General features: G+C 64.2%; 22 protein-coding genes. 10 read left to right on the top strand and 12 right to left on the bottom strand.

Annotated elements, in window-relative coordinates; all coding sequences use genetic code 11:
• Window positions 1-11: 11 nt before the first annotated feature.
• The gene (locus ACZ5YA_RS19145; RefSeq protein WP_086911664.1) at window positions 12-650 is read left to right on the top strand and encodes a DUF2026 family protein; all 639 of its coding nucleotides are present in this window, start codon (window positions 12-14) and stop codon (window positions 648-650) included.
• A gap of 166 nt (window positions 651-816) precedes the next feature.
• Here the strand turns inward: ACZ5YA_RS19145 and ACZ5YA_RS19140 are convergent, their stop codons facing one another.
• The 11 genes from ACZ5YA_RS19140 to ACZ5YA_RS19090 all read right to left on the bottom strand — a co-directional run bounded on the left by ACZ5YA_RS19140 (window position 817) and on the right by ACZ5YA_RS19090 (window position 9157).
• Window positions 817-1605, bottom strand: coding sequence for a DNA adenine methylase (locus ACZ5YA_RS19140; protein ID WP_086911665.1), 789 nt, complete (start codon window positions 1603-1605; stop codon window positions 817-819).
• Window positions 1529-1765, bottom strand: a complete 237-nt coding sequence (locus tag ACZ5YA_RS19135; protein ID WP_086911666.1) for a Com family DNA-binding transcriptional regulator — start codon at window positions 1763-1765, stop codon at window positions 1529-1531. The genes ACZ5YA_RS19140 and ACZ5YA_RS19135 overlap by 77 nt, the downstream gene beginning before the upstream one ends.
• A gap of 146 nt (window positions 1766-1911) precedes the next feature.
• Window positions 1912-2160: a hypothetical protein gene (locus tag ACZ5YA_RS19130; RefSeq protein ID WP_086911667.1), complete on the bottom strand. Its 249-nt coding sequence runs from the start codon at window positions 2158-2160 to the stop codon at window positions 1912-1914.
• Window positions 2157-2657 carry a hypothetical protein gene (locus tag ACZ5YA_RS19125; protein WP_086911668.1) on the bottom strand — a complete coding sequence of 167 codons (501 nt, stop codon included), beginning with the start codon at window positions 2655-2657 and terminating at the stop codon, window positions 2157-2159. Before ACZ5YA_RS19125 ends, ACZ5YA_RS19130 begins: the two co-directional genes overlap by 4 nt.
• A 12-nt stretch (window positions 2658-2669) precedes the next feature.
• Window positions 2670-4184: a sialidase family protein gene (locus ACZ5YA_RS19120; RefSeq protein WP_086911669.1), complete on the bottom strand. Its 1515-nt coding sequence runs from the start codon at window positions 4182-4184 to the stop codon at window positions 2670-2672.
• Window positions 4185-4862 carry a hypothetical protein gene (locus ACZ5YA_RS19115; RefSeq protein WP_086911670.1) on the bottom strand — a complete coding sequence of 226 codons (678 nt, stop codon included), beginning with the start codon at window positions 4860-4862 and terminating at the stop codon, window positions 4185-4187. It abuts the gene before it with no gap.
• Window positions 4862-5032 carry a hypothetical protein gene (locus tag ACZ5YA_RS19110; protein ID WP_157896543.1) on the bottom strand — a complete coding sequence of 57 codons (171 nt, stop codon included), beginning with the start codon at window positions 5030-5032 and terminating at the stop codon, window positions 4862-4864. Before ACZ5YA_RS19110 ends, ACZ5YA_RS19115 begins: the two co-directional genes overlap by 1 nt.
• A 51-nt stretch (window positions 5033-5083) precedes the next feature.
• Complete coding sequence (locus ACZ5YA_RS19105; RefSeq protein WP_086911671.1) at window positions 5084-5764, bottom strand: hypothetical protein; 681 nt, start codon at window positions 5762-5764, stop codon at window positions 5084-5086.
• Window positions 5761-8244 carry a hypothetical protein gene (locus ACZ5YA_RS19100; protein ID WP_464091081.1) on the bottom strand — a complete coding sequence of 828 codons (2484 nt, stop codon included), beginning with the start codon at window positions 8242-8244 and terminating at the stop codon, window positions 5761-5763. Before ACZ5YA_RS19100 ends, ACZ5YA_RS19105 begins: the two co-directional genes overlap by 4 nt.
• 47 nt (window positions 8245-8291) lie before the next feature.
• The gene (locus ACZ5YA_RS19095) at window positions 8292-8882 is read right to left on the bottom strand and encodes a phage protein Gp27 family protein (RefSeq protein WP_086911673.1); all 591 of its coding nucleotides are present in this window, start codon (window positions 8880-8882) and stop codon (window positions 8292-8294) included.
• Between the two features lie 5 nt (window positions 8883-8887).
• Window positions 8888-9157, bottom strand: coding sequence for a hypothetical protein (locus ACZ5YA_RS19090; RefSeq protein WP_086911674.1), 270 nt, complete (start codon window positions 9155-9157; stop codon window positions 8888-8890).
• On the opposite strand from ACZ5YA_RS19090, the gene ACZ5YA_RS19085 reads away from it, so the two are divergent.
• The 8 genes from ACZ5YA_RS19085 (at window position 9156) to ACZ5YA_RS19050 (ending at window position 13263) form a co-directional block, all read left to right on the top strand.
• The gene (locus ACZ5YA_RS19085) at window positions 9156-9350 is read left to right on the top strand and encodes a hypothetical protein (protein ID WP_094122659.1); all 195 of its coding nucleotides are present in this window, start codon (window positions 9156-9158) and stop codon (window positions 9348-9350) included. The genes ACZ5YA_RS19090 and ACZ5YA_RS19085 overlap by 2 nt on opposite strands.
• Window positions 9350-9985 (top strand): hypothetical protein, encoded by a 636-nt coding sequence (locus tag ACZ5YA_RS19080; RefSeq protein ID WP_086911676.1) that lies wholly within the window; start codon window positions 9350-9352, stop codon window positions 9983-9985. Before ACZ5YA_RS19085 ends, ACZ5YA_RS19080 begins: the two co-directional genes overlap by 1 nt.
• A 216-nt stretch (window positions 9986-10201) precedes the next feature.
• Window positions 10202-10483, top strand: coding sequence for a hypothetical protein (locus ACZ5YA_RS19075; protein WP_086911677.1), 282 nt, complete (start codon window positions 10202-10204; stop codon window positions 10481-10483).
• A 12-nt stretch (window positions 10484-10495) separates the two neighbouring features.
• Window positions 10496-11113, top strand: coding sequence for a DUF3164 family protein (locus ACZ5YA_RS19070; protein WP_086911678.1), 618 nt, complete (start codon window positions 10496-10498; stop codon window positions 11111-11113).
• On the top strand, window positions 11110-11553 hold the full coding sequence (locus ACZ5YA_RS19065; RefSeq protein ID WP_086911679.1) for a hypothetical protein: 444 nt from the start codon (window positions 11110-11112) through the stop codon (window positions 11551-11553). The genes ACZ5YA_RS19070 and ACZ5YA_RS19065 overlap by 4 nt, the downstream gene beginning before the upstream one ends.
• Window positions 11550-11810: a hypothetical protein gene (locus ACZ5YA_RS19060; protein ID WP_086911680.1), complete on the top strand. Its 261-nt coding sequence runs from the start codon at window positions 11550-11552 to the stop codon at window positions 11808-11810. Before ACZ5YA_RS19065 ends, ACZ5YA_RS19060 begins: the two co-directional genes overlap by 4 nt.
• Complete coding sequence (locus ACZ5YA_RS19055; RefSeq protein WP_464091080.1) at window positions 11807-12073, top strand: hypothetical protein; 267 nt, start codon at window positions 11807-11809, stop codon at window positions 12071-12073. Before ACZ5YA_RS19060 ends, ACZ5YA_RS19055 begins: the two co-directional genes overlap by 4 nt.
• A gap of 110 nt (window positions 12074-12183) precedes the next feature.
• Window positions 12184-13263 carry an IS630 family transposase gene (locus ACZ5YA_RS19050; RefSeq protein ID WP_005801445.1) on the top strand — a complete coding sequence of 360 codons (1080 nt, stop codon included), beginning with the start codon at window positions 12184-12186 and terminating at the stop codon, window positions 13261-13263.
• A gap of 22 nt (window positions 13264-13285) precedes the next feature.
• Here ACZ5YA_RS19050 and ACZ5YA_RS19045 read toward each other — a convergent pair whose 3' ends face one another.
• Window positions 13286-14377 (bottom strand): IS630 family transposase, encoded by a 1092-nt coding sequence (locus tag ACZ5YA_RS19045; protein ID WP_464091079.1) that lies wholly within the window; start codon window positions 14375-14377, stop codon window positions 13286-13288.
• 84 nt (window positions 14378-14461) lie between these two features.
• Between ACZ5YA_RS19045 and ACZ5YA_RS19040 the strand changes: the two genes are divergently transcribed.
• Window positions 14462-14734 carry an HU family DNA-binding protein gene (locus tag ACZ5YA_RS19040; RefSeq protein ID WP_086911681.1) on the top strand — a complete coding sequence of 91 codons (273 nt, stop codon included), beginning with the start codon at window positions 14462-14464 and terminating at the stop codon, window positions 14732-14734.
• Window positions 14735-14779: the final 45 nt, after the last annotated feature.

Here is a 14779-nt window from a genome sequence, read left to right as displayed (position 1 = left end):
CAAGACATGCAATGAAGACCAAGCCGCTCATTCCTTTGTTGGACTACCTGCGTATTCACGGGGTTATCAGGTCGGTTCTGGACAGCGTCGATGCGCATACAGCGCATGCGTGTATGTTCTTCAGCGTTGCGGGCGCGGCCATTCTTCAAGAGTTCTATAAGAAGGAGGCCGTGCAGGTCGCCGGGGCCGCGTTCTACCTCGTCAACGAACAACAGCGGAATGTCATATCTTTCGCAACGTTGGAGGAAGGACAGGTTCAAAGCTCGGACACGGCGTTTCACGCCTGGGTCCATTGCGATGGATACGTGATCGACTTTATGGCGCCGATATTTCCGGAGACGTGCGCGGCTGCCGGTCATCCGTTTATCGCACCGCGGCGCATGTTCCAGAAGAAGTGGGTTGACATGGCTCCGAGCCACGAGCATCTGGATCGAGAGGGCGACTTTCACCTGGTGCCCAATCCGGGACTGACAATCGACTTGCGGCAGTCGTTTCTGAAAAAGCCCGCCGGGGCAGATCTCGTTAACGTCTGCTTGCACTGGTACAGACGGCCACCGAAATCGATTCTCCCCGAACTACAGATGCAAAACGACCTGGGAGAAATCACCAGGATAAGACTGGGCAATGCCGCGGTGGCCGGTGCGTGGTGAGTACGGTCGATCACGCGCTTATCCATCGGCTTCCCGCACATGGCTCACATCACTCCCTTTAGTTCGCAGCACATGGAGGCTGAAGCGCGCCGCGATAACTTGGCCTGAATCGGTGCGATAAAGCAGATGCTGCGCCGTTTCAGCAGGCGCAAGCGAATTACAGATATCAGAACAACCCGGCCGGTTCGGCTTGGCGGTCCCAGTTGTAGATCACCAGCTCGCCGCGCTCGACCCGGTTTGCACCACCGCCGACCGTGTAGTCGATCTTGAGCGACTCCATGTCGTAGCCTGCAAAGCACTCCCGGATCGCCGGGTGGTCGTTGATGCTGATGACGGCCTTGCCCTTGATCGTCTTGAGCTTGGCGGCCATCAGCTCGTACTGCTCCCAGGGGAACGGAACACCATAGCCCTCGGTCTCCCAGTAAGGCGGGTCCAAATAGAACAAGGTGTGCGGGCGGTCGTAGCGGTCGACGCAGGCCACCCAGTCGAGCTGCTCTATATAGGTACCGCCAGCCAGGCGCAGGTGGGCGGCACTCAGGTTTTCTTCGATCCGCAAGAGGTTGATCGACGGGGCTGTGGTGGCGGTGCCCCAGGTCTGGCCAGACACGCGGCCGCCGAACGACTCCTGCTGCAGGTAGAAGAAGCGCGCCGCGCGCTGCACGTCGGTCAGCGTCTCGGGTCGGGTCTCCTGCAGCCACTTGAACACCTGGCGCGAAGAGATCGCCCATTTGAACTGGCGCACGAACTCTTCCAGGTGATGCGTGACGACCCGGTAGAGGTTGACCAGGTCGCCGTTGACGTCGTTCAGCACCTCGACCTCGGCCGGGTGGCGGGCAAAGAACACGGCCGCACCGCCCGCGAAGACCTCGACGTAGCAGCTATGGGGCGGGAAGCGGCTCAGGAGCAGCTCGGCGAGGCGGCGTTTGCCGCCGATCCAGGGAATGATGGGAGCCATGGTGGGGTCCAGTGGTGTTTGACGCTCCATGGCGCTCTGGGATGGAGCTCTCGGCCCTCAGCGAATTGATGGCCCCACAGCGGGGGCACTTGATGACCAGGCGGGTGTATTCACCCTCACCCAGTTTGCGGCGGCAGGCGCCGCACCGTATTTCTTCCATTTGCAAGCCCGTTACGCTGGTTGTAACTTCCGCTAGACTCGCCGCACTCTGTACAGGGTGGCGGGCCTTGTCGGCTTGCAGGCTCGATCTGCAGGTTGGGGTTTGGCCAGGCGTTCGCGCGCCTGGTCAGGTCGCCCGTCTTTTATTTAGTGCTCATCCACCCGAAGGCTTGGTGGCTGCTGCAGGCGCAGCAGCTCGGAACGCCAGGCCCGCTCGCAGTGGCCCGGCTGCCAGAAGAACAGCCGGTCGATGGCGTTGGCGGTCCAGCCCCAATAGCGGTGCCCCTTGACGCGCATGCGGTGTGCGCGCGACGACAGCGTTTCGTCGGGCGCGCCTGCCAGCAGCACGTTGGCCAACTGGTCGAGCGCGATGGCGATGTTCAGGGCCCAGCTCATGGCAGCTCCTCGGACTGCACCGGGGCATTGATGATTTCCAGGGTGCGTCCCGCATCCAGCAAACCGATGGCCTCCAGGGTCTGCACGCCCAACTCGACGTCTGGATCGTCCAAGTCAATGTAGGTCGCCTGCTCCTGGTCCTTGAGGTCGGAGCGCAGCGCGGCGGCCTGCATGCGCTGCTCGGTGGTCAGCTCTGGGCGGTCCACGGCAGCCCATTCGATGGCTGTGCGCTCGGGCTTGGTGAAGCGGCTGCGGAAGGCCCGCTTGGTGATGCGCCGCAGCTCGGGCACAGCCTGGGGCTCGGCGATCAGGGCCTCGGGCGCCGGCTCCGCAGTGGTCTCCCAGCCTGCCAGCGTGAGGCGCACATAGTGGCCTTCCGGCACGTCCTGGGGCACGGGCCGGGCCGTCCAGCCCGAGGGCACGTTGGCCGCGCTGGCGACGGTTTGCGTGGCGCCGGTCCAGTAGCCTGCGGCGCCGATTTGGTAGAGGGTGGGCATGCGGTCGGCTCCTTACTTGATGCGGCAAACCAGGCCCGGCAGGTAGGGCATGTGCACGTAGTTGGCGTAGTCCTGGGCGGGGGCGTAGCTTGAGACGCGCAGGCTGTAGTTGCTGCCGGCCGTGTTGACCATTTGCACGGTCTTGCAGACACCCGTGTCCGGGTCGTACCAGCGGATATCCGGGCCTGCGGAGTAGGTCATGAATCGACCGGCGTCTGCCGTGCCCGCAAAGCCGCCCATGAAGTTGCTCGCGCAGCGCGTGCTGCGCACCGCGAAAGACCCAGCCTGGCTGGCGATCTGCATGAAGTGCCGGTTTGCGCTGGGCACCTTGTCTGTGGCCGGGGCGATGGTCCAGTCTTTTGCCGCCAAGCCGTATTGCGCGCCGATCTTCGATGCGCCGGCGTTGGCACCAGACAGCCGGGTCTCGGCGCCGGTCGCGAGGTCGAAGCCCAGGCCGGTCAGCGGGTTGCTCAGCGTGTTGCTGATGAGGCGCGTGCCTGCGTCGGTCAGCCCGGTGTGGATCTGCACGGGAGTGCCGCTCCAGCTGGCCGGCATGCGGTAGACCGCGCCCGTGGCCATGGCCAGATAGTCATTGCCGTCGCCACCCCGGGTCAGGTAGCTGCGCCCGCCAGCCACCGGCGGGAAGTAGCTGGCGCTGTAGGCCACGCCAGCCACGCCCGTGGTGAACGCCGCGCCGTCGAACGTCAGCTTGAGCGGCGTGAGCACACTGCTGACATACCTTGCCAGCAGGATCTCGCTGGTGCCGGCACCCGTGACCCGGCCGCCGAGCACGATGCAGTTGCCAAAGCTGGCGCCATCGGGCCCCATGTTATAGGTCTTGACCGTGTTGGTCAGCGGGTTGAGCGCGTAGAGCACGCCTTGGCCAGGCGTCGAGCTCATCGTCGCGCCAACGTAGTAGTAGCCTGTGCCAGAGGCCAGCATCTGCGCGTCGGCAGTCACGGTGATGCTGCTCAGATCGTAGCCATTTCCCACTATCTGCGGCGCGCTCCAGGTTGCCCCCAGATCGTTGGAAAAAACAATCGCATGCGAGAAGGAACCTGTGCTTGAGTTCCATGCGCGCACAACCATCAGCAAGCGGCCAGCGCCAAACCATTCCAGTGCCACGGCACTGACCTGAGTACCAGCGCCTGCATTGACGTCCACCGTGGACCAGTTGGCGCCGGCATCGGTAGAGCGCCACAGGCGCATCGTGGTGCCGCTTGCGGTATAGCTGATGATCGGCGCAACGATGAACGTGCTGCCGATCGCAACGGTCTTGGAAGAGCCAGCGGATGTGGTGGCGCCCGCTGGCGGCGCCATCGCGGTGTCCGCCACCAGCGGCGTACCGTCGAAAAACCGCACATCGCCCACCACGCTCTTGGCATCGGGGTACAAGGCGCGCGAGACCAGCGAACCGTCCAAGGTCGCCCAGCCCTTGGCCAGCAGCTTGGGGTCGGCGGCCATCGCCGGCAGCAAGGCGCCAGCGGGCAGGCGCCCCGAGGGTTGAAAGTCAGACAGCGCGCTCATTTAAACGATCCTCCAGGTTGAAATTCCGGGCGCCTCGATCCACTGCAGACGCAGGGTCTGCATCGCGATGTCGAGCACCATGTCTTCGGCCACGCCCATGACAGGTTGGCCCGCGCAGGCGATCACGTTGGTCTCCAGGCCGTTGGTGGTGGTGACGGCGACCACATCGCCCGCGCCAGGCTCGGCGGGCAGCACGAGCGTGGTCGCGGCCTCGGCCAGCAGCACGTAGTGCAGCCCGGCCTGGGCGGGCACCAGCGTGTCGGCCGCGGGCACGAGTGGCATGCCGGCGTAGACCACGGCCCAGTGCACCGGGTCGGCGCTGGGGTCGATGGCCCCGGTGTGGTCGACGCGGGCGCGGTAGACGCGCTGGGTGACCGGGCTGTAGCGCGCACTGCCTGCGGCGTAGGTGCCGGGCGTCCACAGCGCGGCACCGGCCAGCGCGGCTATGGTGGCGGCATTGCCGGTGGCGGCCTGGGCGGCGGCGCTGGCTATGGCTGCAGCATCGGTGGCGGTGCCGGCGCTTTCATCGGCCGACCGCTCGGCGTCCAGCACCTCCAGGCGCGCGCTTTCGAGCTGTACGCCGAAGCGCGGCAGCTCCGTTAAAAAGTACGCATCGAGATCGTCCCGGAAATCCGGTGAGGTGCGGTCAATCGACGGCAATGGGGCGATGGCGGCCATCAGGTGAGTCCTTCATAGTCAAGCGAGCAGAGAACAGTTTTGGCATACGGCACGGCGATGGAGAAGTCCTTGTAGATGCCGTAGCCAATGAGGGGCTCGTAGCCGCGCAGCCCGTCGGCGCCGACTACAAAAATAGGCTGGCCGCGCAGCTGCGCGAGGGCGCGGTACACCGCAGAAAACCGGGCCGTTGGCAACTCGACCTCGAACGAGCCCGTCTTGGCTCACTCGCCGGGGCGGTAGCTGTAGTTGCCCCATTTGTCGCGGGTTTTTTCCCCGAAGTCGAGGATGGAGACCCGCGCGCCCCAGCGCGTGCCGCCCACGTCGAGCACCCGGCAGGGCTTGCACACGCCAATGCTCGCCTGGCCGCTGGTGGCCGTGACCTTGATCGTCAGCTCGCCGCTGCGCCAGTGCTCTGGCAGGTCCGTCAGCACCACGTCGCGCAGGGGTTCGTATTCGGCAAAAAACCAGTCGTAGACGCTGAAAATCGGCGTGCCGTCCAGATCGATCTTGCGGTGGTAGACCTGGGTGGCACCGGGGCCGGGTCGGTCGGTCAGCGTCACTTCGATCTCGCGTCCCGAGACCTCGACGAAGCCCACGCCTCCCACGCCGCCGGGCTGCAGCACCAGCGTGAGCGGCGAGTCGCCGTGGCTCACGGTGCCGATCACGTTGTCGAACATCGCCCGGTCGTTGGTCGGCCCCAGGTCGAGCCAGTAGTCGACATCGATGTCGGGCGTCTTGACGCCCGCGCCGGCGCCCAGGCGCTCGTATGCGCGGTGCTGGTACACGCATTCGGCGCCTTGGGCATAGTTGGCACCGGACACCCAGGCAGGCCGCGTGTCGGGCGGGATCGAGTTGGAGACGATCATCGCGTCGGTGAGCGCAATGGGCTTGAGCACCTTCATGCCGAGACCTTTTCTTGGGTGCGCAGCGCATCGCGCGCCGGGGTCATGACCCGCGTCAGTGCCTTGGCGACGGAGGCGCTGCTGACGGCTGTGGACCGGGTTTCGGCCTGCATGCTCTGCAGGACGTCGAAGATTTGCCCCAGCAGTTGCACGGCGCGCGGATCGAGCGCGGCCTGCTGCAGACCGAAGGCCGCAGGGTTGAAGCGCTCGGGCACGATGGCCTCGCCCTTGTGGATCATTGCCAGCATGTCGTGCGGGACATAGTTCGTCCCCACGTCGAACGCCGGCACCTTGAGCCCGTAGGACTGAGCCAGGCCGCCGCCCGTCTGCGCCAGGCTGGCTGCGGTTCGGCCCTGGATGCGGCGTAGGTCGAGCAGGCTGGCCGCGCTGGACTCGGCCAGCGACAGCATGGCGCGGCTCAGCTCGGGCAGGCGCTTGGCGGCTTCCTGGTCGCCCGCTCTGGCCTGGGCCGTCGCAATGGCGAATTCGGACTGCGCGCCGGCCAGGCTCGCTGCGGTGTTGCCGGACGTGATGCCCCGGATGCGCTTGACCTCGTCGAAGATTGAGTCGGTGATGCCCTGCCAGGCGGCCGTGAGCTGCTGGGCGGCCTGGGCCGCTTGCTGCGATGCCTGGGCCTGCGCCTGGGCTGCGGCCTCGGCCGCTGCCTGGGCATCTTGCTGGGCCTTGATCTGCTCGCGCAGAGCCACGTTGTAGTCGTATGCAGCGGTGATCTTTGCGGCCTGCTCGGCATCCAGACCAGCGCTCATCTCGGCGAGATCGCGCTCGCGCTGCCGGCGGGCGACTTTGCTGGTGTTGCCCGAGAGAGTCAGCAATTCGTTTTCGAGGTCAAAGCGGGTGTCGCCAAGGCTCGACATCGCGCTCGATGCGCGTTGCACCGCAGCGGCAGCGTCGTTTGCAGCTGCGATCTGTTCGCGGATGCTTTGGTTGTAATCGTATGCCGCCTGCTCTGCCGCTGTCATGCCTGCGGTCTCGATCCAGTACCGGCGCTGCGCAGCGGTGGCGTGGTCGCCCTGGGCTTCAGCCAGGTCGGCCCACAGGCCGTGCTGGTCTTGCGCCAGGCTGGCCAGCGTCTTGCGCTCTTGCTGCTCGCGCTCCAGTGCACCGGCAAGGCTGTCTATCGCATCGGCCGCATTTTCGGTCGCAGGCAGGACGGCAGCGACTGCGCCTTCGAGGCGCAACAGGCCCGCAGCGCTCTTGGCACCCGATTCGCCCGCATCGATGGCGCTCTCGACCCAGGCGCGGAACTCGTCGCGCGAGCTGGGCATGGCGTAGCCAAGCGTGGCCAGCTCGTCTGTGACCATGCGCGTGGCCACCGTTGTCTTCTCGGCTTCTGAAAAATAGTTCGCGTAGAAGCTGGCCAGGCCTCCGGCCAGGACGTCGGCGCCGCCCGCTGCGTTGATCAGCGCGGTGATGGCCGCGTCGGACATGGCGGCGATCTGCGGCATGGCCATGCCAATGCGCTGCAATGCAGCCTGCACCGCATTGATCTGCGTGACAGCCGCGGCAAGCCCCTCGACCGAGGGCGCCTCGCCCAGGGCGGCCAGTGCGTTGTCGGCCCAGCCGGGCAGGTCAATCGCATACAGCGCATCGCGCACGCCCAGAGCCGCAGTGGCTTGGTACTGCTTCATGCCGGCTTCGCCGTCTGCGAACTCTTTCGGCGCCCAGCGGCTGGTGCGGTCGTCGTTCCAGTTGACGATGTCCAGGCCGCCCAGCGCGATGCGCAGGCCGCCCCAGGCGCCGTCCTTGGACGTATCGTCCGCGAACGCTGTTGCGGCGGAGAACCCGACCTGCTTGCCAAACGCGGCGGCCGTGCCATCGAGGATGCCGACGATGCTTTGGGCCATGCCGGCCGTGAGCTTTTCGGTCTCGGCGTTCATTGCAACGCCGCCAAAGCCCGTCCCATAACTACCGGACTGGTAGCCGTCGCCGGTCTTCAGGCCCGTGCTCGCGCTGTATTCGGCAAGCGCCCCCATGTGCGGCGTGGAAGGCTTGCTGAGCATGGAGCCCAGCACAGCGACACCGGCGAGCGCCCAGCCCCAGCCGGGGATCGCCGCCAGCGCGCCGCTCAGGCCCGTGCCAGCTGCGGCAGCGGTGCCGCCTGCGGCCGCGCTCGTGCCAAGGCCGGCGCCGATGGCACCGGCGCCGGCGCTGCCTGCGGTGATACCCAGGCCGCCGCCAGCGGCCAGGCCGTACCCGGCGCCCAGCCCGCCCGTGAGGCCCAGGCCGGTGCCTGCGGCGGCCAGCGTGGTGCCGGCACCAGCTGCGGCCGTCAGGCCAAGGCCGCTGGCCGCAGCACCGCCAAAGCCCAGCCAGCCGCCCACCGTGCTGACCGCATTGCCCAAAATGCCGTTGCCCGTGGCTGCGGAGTACAGGCTGCTGGCATTGCTGGCCAGGCCCAGGAGGTTAACAGATTGAGGTTGGCCGGGATGCTGCGCACGGTGGCGGGCAGGTCGTCCCACTCAAGGACGCGCAGCGTTGAGGCAAGGGGCTGGATGACGGAGGCCATTTACTTGATGCCCAGGAAGTTTTTCATCCAGAAATCAAGCTGCTCTTGCCCCATGCCCTGGGCTTTGGCGATCTGCTCCAGGTTGGCCTGCTGCTCGGCCAGCAGCTTCTTCCGCGTGGCCTCTTCGACCTTGGCCTGGAATTCTTTGAGGTTGATGCTCGACCTGGTCAGGGTGGCAATGTTCTTGGCGGCCTTGCTGAGCAGGGCCACGCGCTCGCCAGGGTCGGGCTTTTCGCCGTCCTCACCGATCTCGTCGGCCTCTTGCAACGCCAGGATGGCCTCGAATAGCTCGGTCTGCACCATGGCCGTGAGAGCCTCGCTGCGGGCGTCCTTGTCGTCGCCCGCGTGGGCCTGGATCATCTTGGCGGCTTCGGTGCTGGCGCGGATGGCGGAAAGGCGCCGCTCCAGCTTCTGGCCATAGCGCCCCACCGCCGAGCGGCTCGGCAGGTCTCCCGCCGTGGCTGCGGCTGGGTAGCGGGCCTGCAGGTCGGCGATCAGTTCATCGAGTGTCATGCTGCCCAGGGCGAGCATGGCCTGGATGTAGGCCTTGATCTCCGCGTCCAGCCGGTCAATGCTGCTTTTTCGGCCCATGGACGTCACACCTTCGGTGGGCGGGCAATGCCCGGCTCCACGTCCACCGTGTATTCAGCGATGTCGATGCCATGGCGCGTGAGGTCTGCGCTGACCTGGCCCAACGGGTCGGTGAACACCTTGACCAGGTCGCGGCTTTCCAGATAGTCCAGCTCACGGCGCACCTGCATTTCGGTGGCGTCATCGTATTCGCCGCGCACCACCTGCAGCAGGAAGCGCAGGGTGGAATGCGTGGGCCGGTTGATGTTCATGGCCAGCAGCAGCACCCAGCGCATGAAGGCGCTGCGGTCACGGGTGTTCGCCCTGGTTTTTGTGGTTTCGCAGCGCGACGTTGCCGATGTGCAGCTGGACCGCGTGCACATGGCCGGTATGGAGCTAGGGCAGCAGATGTGCCTGGGCTTTCGCAGCGAGTTGCAGCGTGCACCAGCGCCCAAGCCCGCCGCGCGCCAATCCGGAGGGCTGCTCTGATGGCTGAGTTTGTCAACGCATGCCAGACCTGTGGTGCGGAGGAGTCGCTGGACTCCGTTCTGCACCGCATGATCGATGACGACACGGTGCGCCGGCTGATCGCCGATGTGGTGACCATGTCGCTCCCGCTTGGTGGCCTTGTGGTGCGTTACCTGCGCTTGCACAAGCCTGCCAAGCAGCGCCTGCGCATGGAGAAGGTTGCTGCGCTGCTCGCGGAGCTGGTGCCGGATATGCAGCGCAGTGCCATTGAGCGCAGCGGGCGCAACTGGATGGTCAGCGCGGAGGACTGGAAGGGTGCCTTTGCGGCGGTGTTTGCCGCCGTGGACAAGGGATCGCTTGAAGTGCCTTTGAAGAACGGCAATGCCTATCTATATAGCGTGCTGCTGCGCAAGTCCGACAGGACCGAGGCCGAGCAGGAGGCGCAGCGCGAGCAGGACCGCCGCGTTGTTCCGCAACGCGACACGGTGCAGGTGCGCGGGCAGACGCTGCCCATTGGCGAGGCCCTGCAGGTGGCATATGCGGGCAAGGAGCCTGCCTTGGCCGAGATCGACGCGCGCAGCCAGAAGGCCGCACCGATGCCCTCGGACGTGCGCGCCAAGGTGGCTGAGCTGCTGGGAAAGAGGGGCCGTCCATGAGCAACCACGCTACCCGCGCGCCAATTGGCCGCCCCTTGGGCTCGCTCAACAAGCCCAAGCCCCATGCACGGCCCACCAATGTGGTGCCCGCTGCTCAGTACGACCGGATGCGAGCACCGGTCTGGACCGCGATACCTGCCGCGCCCGTTCGGGCCGGTGCCCTCAACCACATGAGCATTGAGAGCCGTGGCTTTCGGTGCTGATCAGGAGAAGCCCATGCCTAAAACCACTGAACCGACGCCTGAACAGCGGGCGCAGTTTCACCAGCAGGCCAACGATCTGGCCAGCCAGATCGTCAAGGCCCTTGAAGGGCCTCAATACCCGTTTGTGCTCCTGGAGGCGCTCTGCCGAGTCCATCGATTCACGGCTTTGCAGTTGCCGCCCGATGCGGTAGGTCAAGTGGCCGTGGCAATGGCTGCGTACGCGGGTGAGCTGATGCAGAAGTCCGCCGCCTTGTCCAACCCTCCCACCCTTGGCGGATCTTCCGCCGTTCACTGAAAGGAGATCCTCATGGATCAACCCAAAGTTCCCGATGGCTACATGCGCAACGCGCAAGGCCATCTTGTCCCCCTCGACCTGGTCAAGCCCGTGGACCAGGAACGCGACCGCCTGGTGCGCGAGCTGGTGGCCATTGCCAAGGACCTGAATGCCCGCCTGGTGGCGAGCAAGACCAAGATCTTCGGGGACGTGGCCGCATTCGCCGAACTGAGTGCCGAGCAGTACGGTGTAAAGCGCGGCGGGGCCAAAGGCAACATCACGCTGCACACCTACGACGGCGCCTTCAAGCTGCAGATCGCCACGGCAGAGAACGTGACATTCGACGAGCGTCTGCAAGCCGCCAAGGCCCTGGTGGACGAGTGCATCACCGAATGGTCCCAGGGCAGTCGCCCCGAGATCATGGTGTTGGTACAGCAGGCGTTCCAGACCGACAAGGAGGGCAACGTCAACGTGGGCCGCATTCTGGCGCTGCGTCGCCTGGAGATCACCGACGAGCGCTGGCAGAACGCCATGAAGGCCATCGGCGAATCTGTGCAGGTGATCGGCACCAAGCAGTACGTGCGGTTCTACGAGCGCGTGGGTGACTCAGACCGCTATGCGCCTATCTCGCTGGACATGGTGGCGGTATGAGCGTGGAAGAAATCAACCCGTTCAAGGCCGGAGTTCACGGTGGCACCCAGACCTACTACGGCGTGGCCGAGGACCGTATTCGGGCTGTTGCATGGTTCGACCGCGCGCAGTGCGAGGCAGCCCTCAAGCTACCCGGCCTGCAGAAGACCGTCGCGGCAGCGGTGCAGCGCCGCCTGCGCTATTTCGACAAGGTCGCTACCGTGCTGCACTTCACCGACTTCGGCCAGGATTTCCTGCGCTGGGAACTGGACGCCAAGGGCAAGGTGATTGGCTGTGAGCCGTTCCAAGGTTTTGTCTGGAAAGGCAAGTACGTGTTGGGCTACGACCGGCTGCGCGCTGGCGACACGGTGCACTACCGCTCCATGGGCGATTCCACCTCGGTAGACAACATCCGCTATCCCCTGGCTCTGGTGGAGCGTAAGGAAGGGAGCGCAGCATGAACGACGAATTGGGTGATTTCGTTGAAATGCTCACCGCGTGGCATAGCAAGAAGGTGAGCAATTTGCGTGACGTCCAAGAGGCTTCCAAGGAAGGAACCTTGCTCAAGCTGGGCGACGACGACGAGGGTTTTCCTCTTACTGATCGCGAAGCCAAGTTCTTCAAAATCGGGATTGAAGTCACGTTGATGGAGTTGGGCACCTTGCCTTTCAAAGTGACGGTCAACGATGACAGCGACGAGGAAGGCGGTGCGGCATGAGCAGTTGCGTCCCCATTGTTCCCACACTGAAGGCAGGTGGCGCGCTCAAGTGCAGCCCGCGCACTCACCGGTTTTTCATTGTTCAACGCAGCCAGGACCTGGCGATCAACCAGGCAGAGGCCCTGAAGCTGGCCAGCAATGGCACGTTGAGGCCCAACGGCATTGATAGCCACGGGAACTATGTGTTTGCTTTGCACGGCGCAGCTGACTCAAAAACAGTCAAGAAAGTGAGCCAGCGCTCGATAAATCCCCGGCCCCGGTGACCGTTATCACCGGAATTTCTCAATCTCAATCTAGTGTGGTGTCTCAAAAATAGATAGAACTATTTTGACCGGTGTTGGTCGAATCAGCTTCCTTATAGGAGACTACGCTGATGGCCCACCCTGGACGCCCCGCCACGAAGCTGCAGATCACCGATGCCGAGCGCGCAGAGCTGCATGCGCGACTGCGCGTACGCAAAGCGCCCGAGGACGAGAAGCTGCGCATGCGAATCGTGCTGGGCTGCGCAGATGGGGAGTCGGGCACCATGATTGCCCAACGCTTGGGCACGACGGTGCAAACTGTCTCCAAGTGGCGGCGGCGCTACCGGGCGTATCGTCTGGCGGGTTTGACCGATGCCCCGCGCGCTGGCCGCCCGCGCAGTGTGGGCGACGAGCAGGTTCAGCTCATTGTGGACAAGGTTCGCCAGAGCAAGCCTGACAACGCCACGCACTGGAGCGTGCGCCAGATGAGTCGGCACGCTGGCGTATCGCCCGCGACGGTGCAGCGCATCTGGCATGCCTTTGGGCTGAAGCCGCACCTGCAAGAAACCTTCAAGCTATCGACGGATCCCCATTTCGTGGACAAGGTACGGGATGTGGTGGGGCTGTATATGGCACCACCCGATCGCGCCTTGGTGCTGTGCGTGGACGAGAAGAGCCAGATCCAGGCTCTGGATCGCACCCAACCAGGGTTACCACTGACGTTTGGCAAACCCAGCACGCGCACGCACGATTACAAGCGCCATGGCACAACGTCGCTGTTTGCAGCGCTGGATGTGGCCACTGGCAAAGTCATAGGACAGCTCAAGCGCCGTCACCGCAGTGTGGAATTCCTGCAGTTCCTCAAAGCCATCGATGCAGCGGTGCCTGGCGAACAAGACATCCACCTGATCATGGACAACTACGGCACGCACAAGACGCAGGCAGTGCGGGCCTGGCTAGCAGCCCATCCTCGCTACCACGTTCACTTCACGCCCACCTCAGCGTCCTGGCTCAATCTGGTCGAGCGTTTCTTTAGCCAGATCAGCGAGCAGTGGATCAAGCGCAGCGCCCACACCAGCGTTGCTCAGCTGGAGCAATCCATACGGGAATACATTGATCGTCACAACGAGGATCCCAAGCCGTTCGTGTGGCATAAAAGTGCGGACACCATCTTGGCATCTGTGGCGCGGGCAGCGAGTACCATTATTTGATGATTACTTTTGAGACACCACACTAGTGTCCTGTCCCGCTGATACGTGAGCAAAGTCGATGCAACTTCTCAAGAATCGAATCTGCGGTGGCCGTCCATTTGAACGGCTGGCTGTTGGCGTTGTGGTGAGCGACGAACTGATCGATGCACTGCACGAGCTGCTTGACGCTGGTGAACGATCCGCGCCGGATGGCCTTGTCGGTGATCAGTGCAAAGAAGCGCTCAACCTGATTCAGCCAGGAGCTGTAGGTCGGAATGAAGTGCATGTGCCAGCGCGGCCGGGTGGCCAGCCAAGCCTTGATCTTCGGGTGACTGTGCGTGGCGTAGTTATCTACGATGCAATGGATGTCGAGCTCGGGCGGCACAGCGGTCTCGATCTCGCGCAGAAACGACAGGAACTCCTGATGCCGATGGCGCGGTTTGCAACTGGCCAGCACCGCGCCGTTGAGTACGTTCAACGCGGCAAACAGCGTTGTGGTGCCATGGCGCTTGTAGTCGTGTGTGACACCTTCGGCGTAGCCAAAGCCCATGGGCAGCATCGGCTGCGTGCGCTCCAGCGCCTGGCATTGGCTTTTCTCGTCCACGCAGATGACCAAGGCGTTGTCCGGGGGGCTCAGGTACAGACCCACCACGTCGCGCAACTTCTCCACGAAGAACGGATCATTGGACAGTTTGAAGCCCTCGGTGCGATGCGGCTGCAGTCCAAAAAGCTGGAAGTAGCGTTGCACGCTGGACTTGGAGATGCCCGTCTCTGCGGCCACGCCGCGCACGCTCCAGTGCGACGAGCCATTTACCGGCTTGGTGTGCAGCGTGGTGTTGATCAACTCCGCGATCCGCTCATCGTCGATGGTGCGTGGAGCACCGGGGCGAATGTCATCGTACAGACCGGCGATGCGCCGCTCAATGAAGCGCGAGCGCCACTTTCCCACGGTGGCGTTAGTCAATTGCAACCGCGCGGCGATCGCGTTGTTGGGCTCGCCCTCTGCGCTGCTAAGAACAATGCGCGCCCGGCTGCTCAATGCCGCCGGCAACGAGCGGCTGCGCGCAAACGACTGCAATTGAGATCGCTCGTCGTCACTCAGTACCAATTCAGATTTCGGTCTGCCTGTTCTCATCGCGGTATCTCCGTTCCAAAGATACTGCACCGGCATGCAAGACTAATGCCATTTATTTGCAGGACAGAACACTAGCAAGAAACCATGAACAAGTCCGAATTGATCGAACGTATGGCCAACCAGGCCGGCATTTCCAAGACCGCCGCAGGCACTGCCCTGGACGCGGCCACCGAGGCCATCAAGTCCACCCTGAAGAAGGGTGGCGCTGTGACGCTGGTGGGCTTTGGCTCGTTCACCGTCACCAAGCGCGCGGCGCGCACCGGCCGCAACCCGCGCACGGGCGACCCGGTGCAAATCCAGGCGAGCAAGGCACCCAAGTTCTCGGCCGGCAAGGCGTTCAAGGATGCACTGAACTGATCCAGTCGGCTTTCTGGAGTCCCCGTCCTGGGGGCTCTGGTGAGC

The organism is Achromobacter sp. JCM 18799 (assembly GCF_055395645.1).
This window is presented reverse-complemented; position numbering and strand designations above follow the sequence as displayed.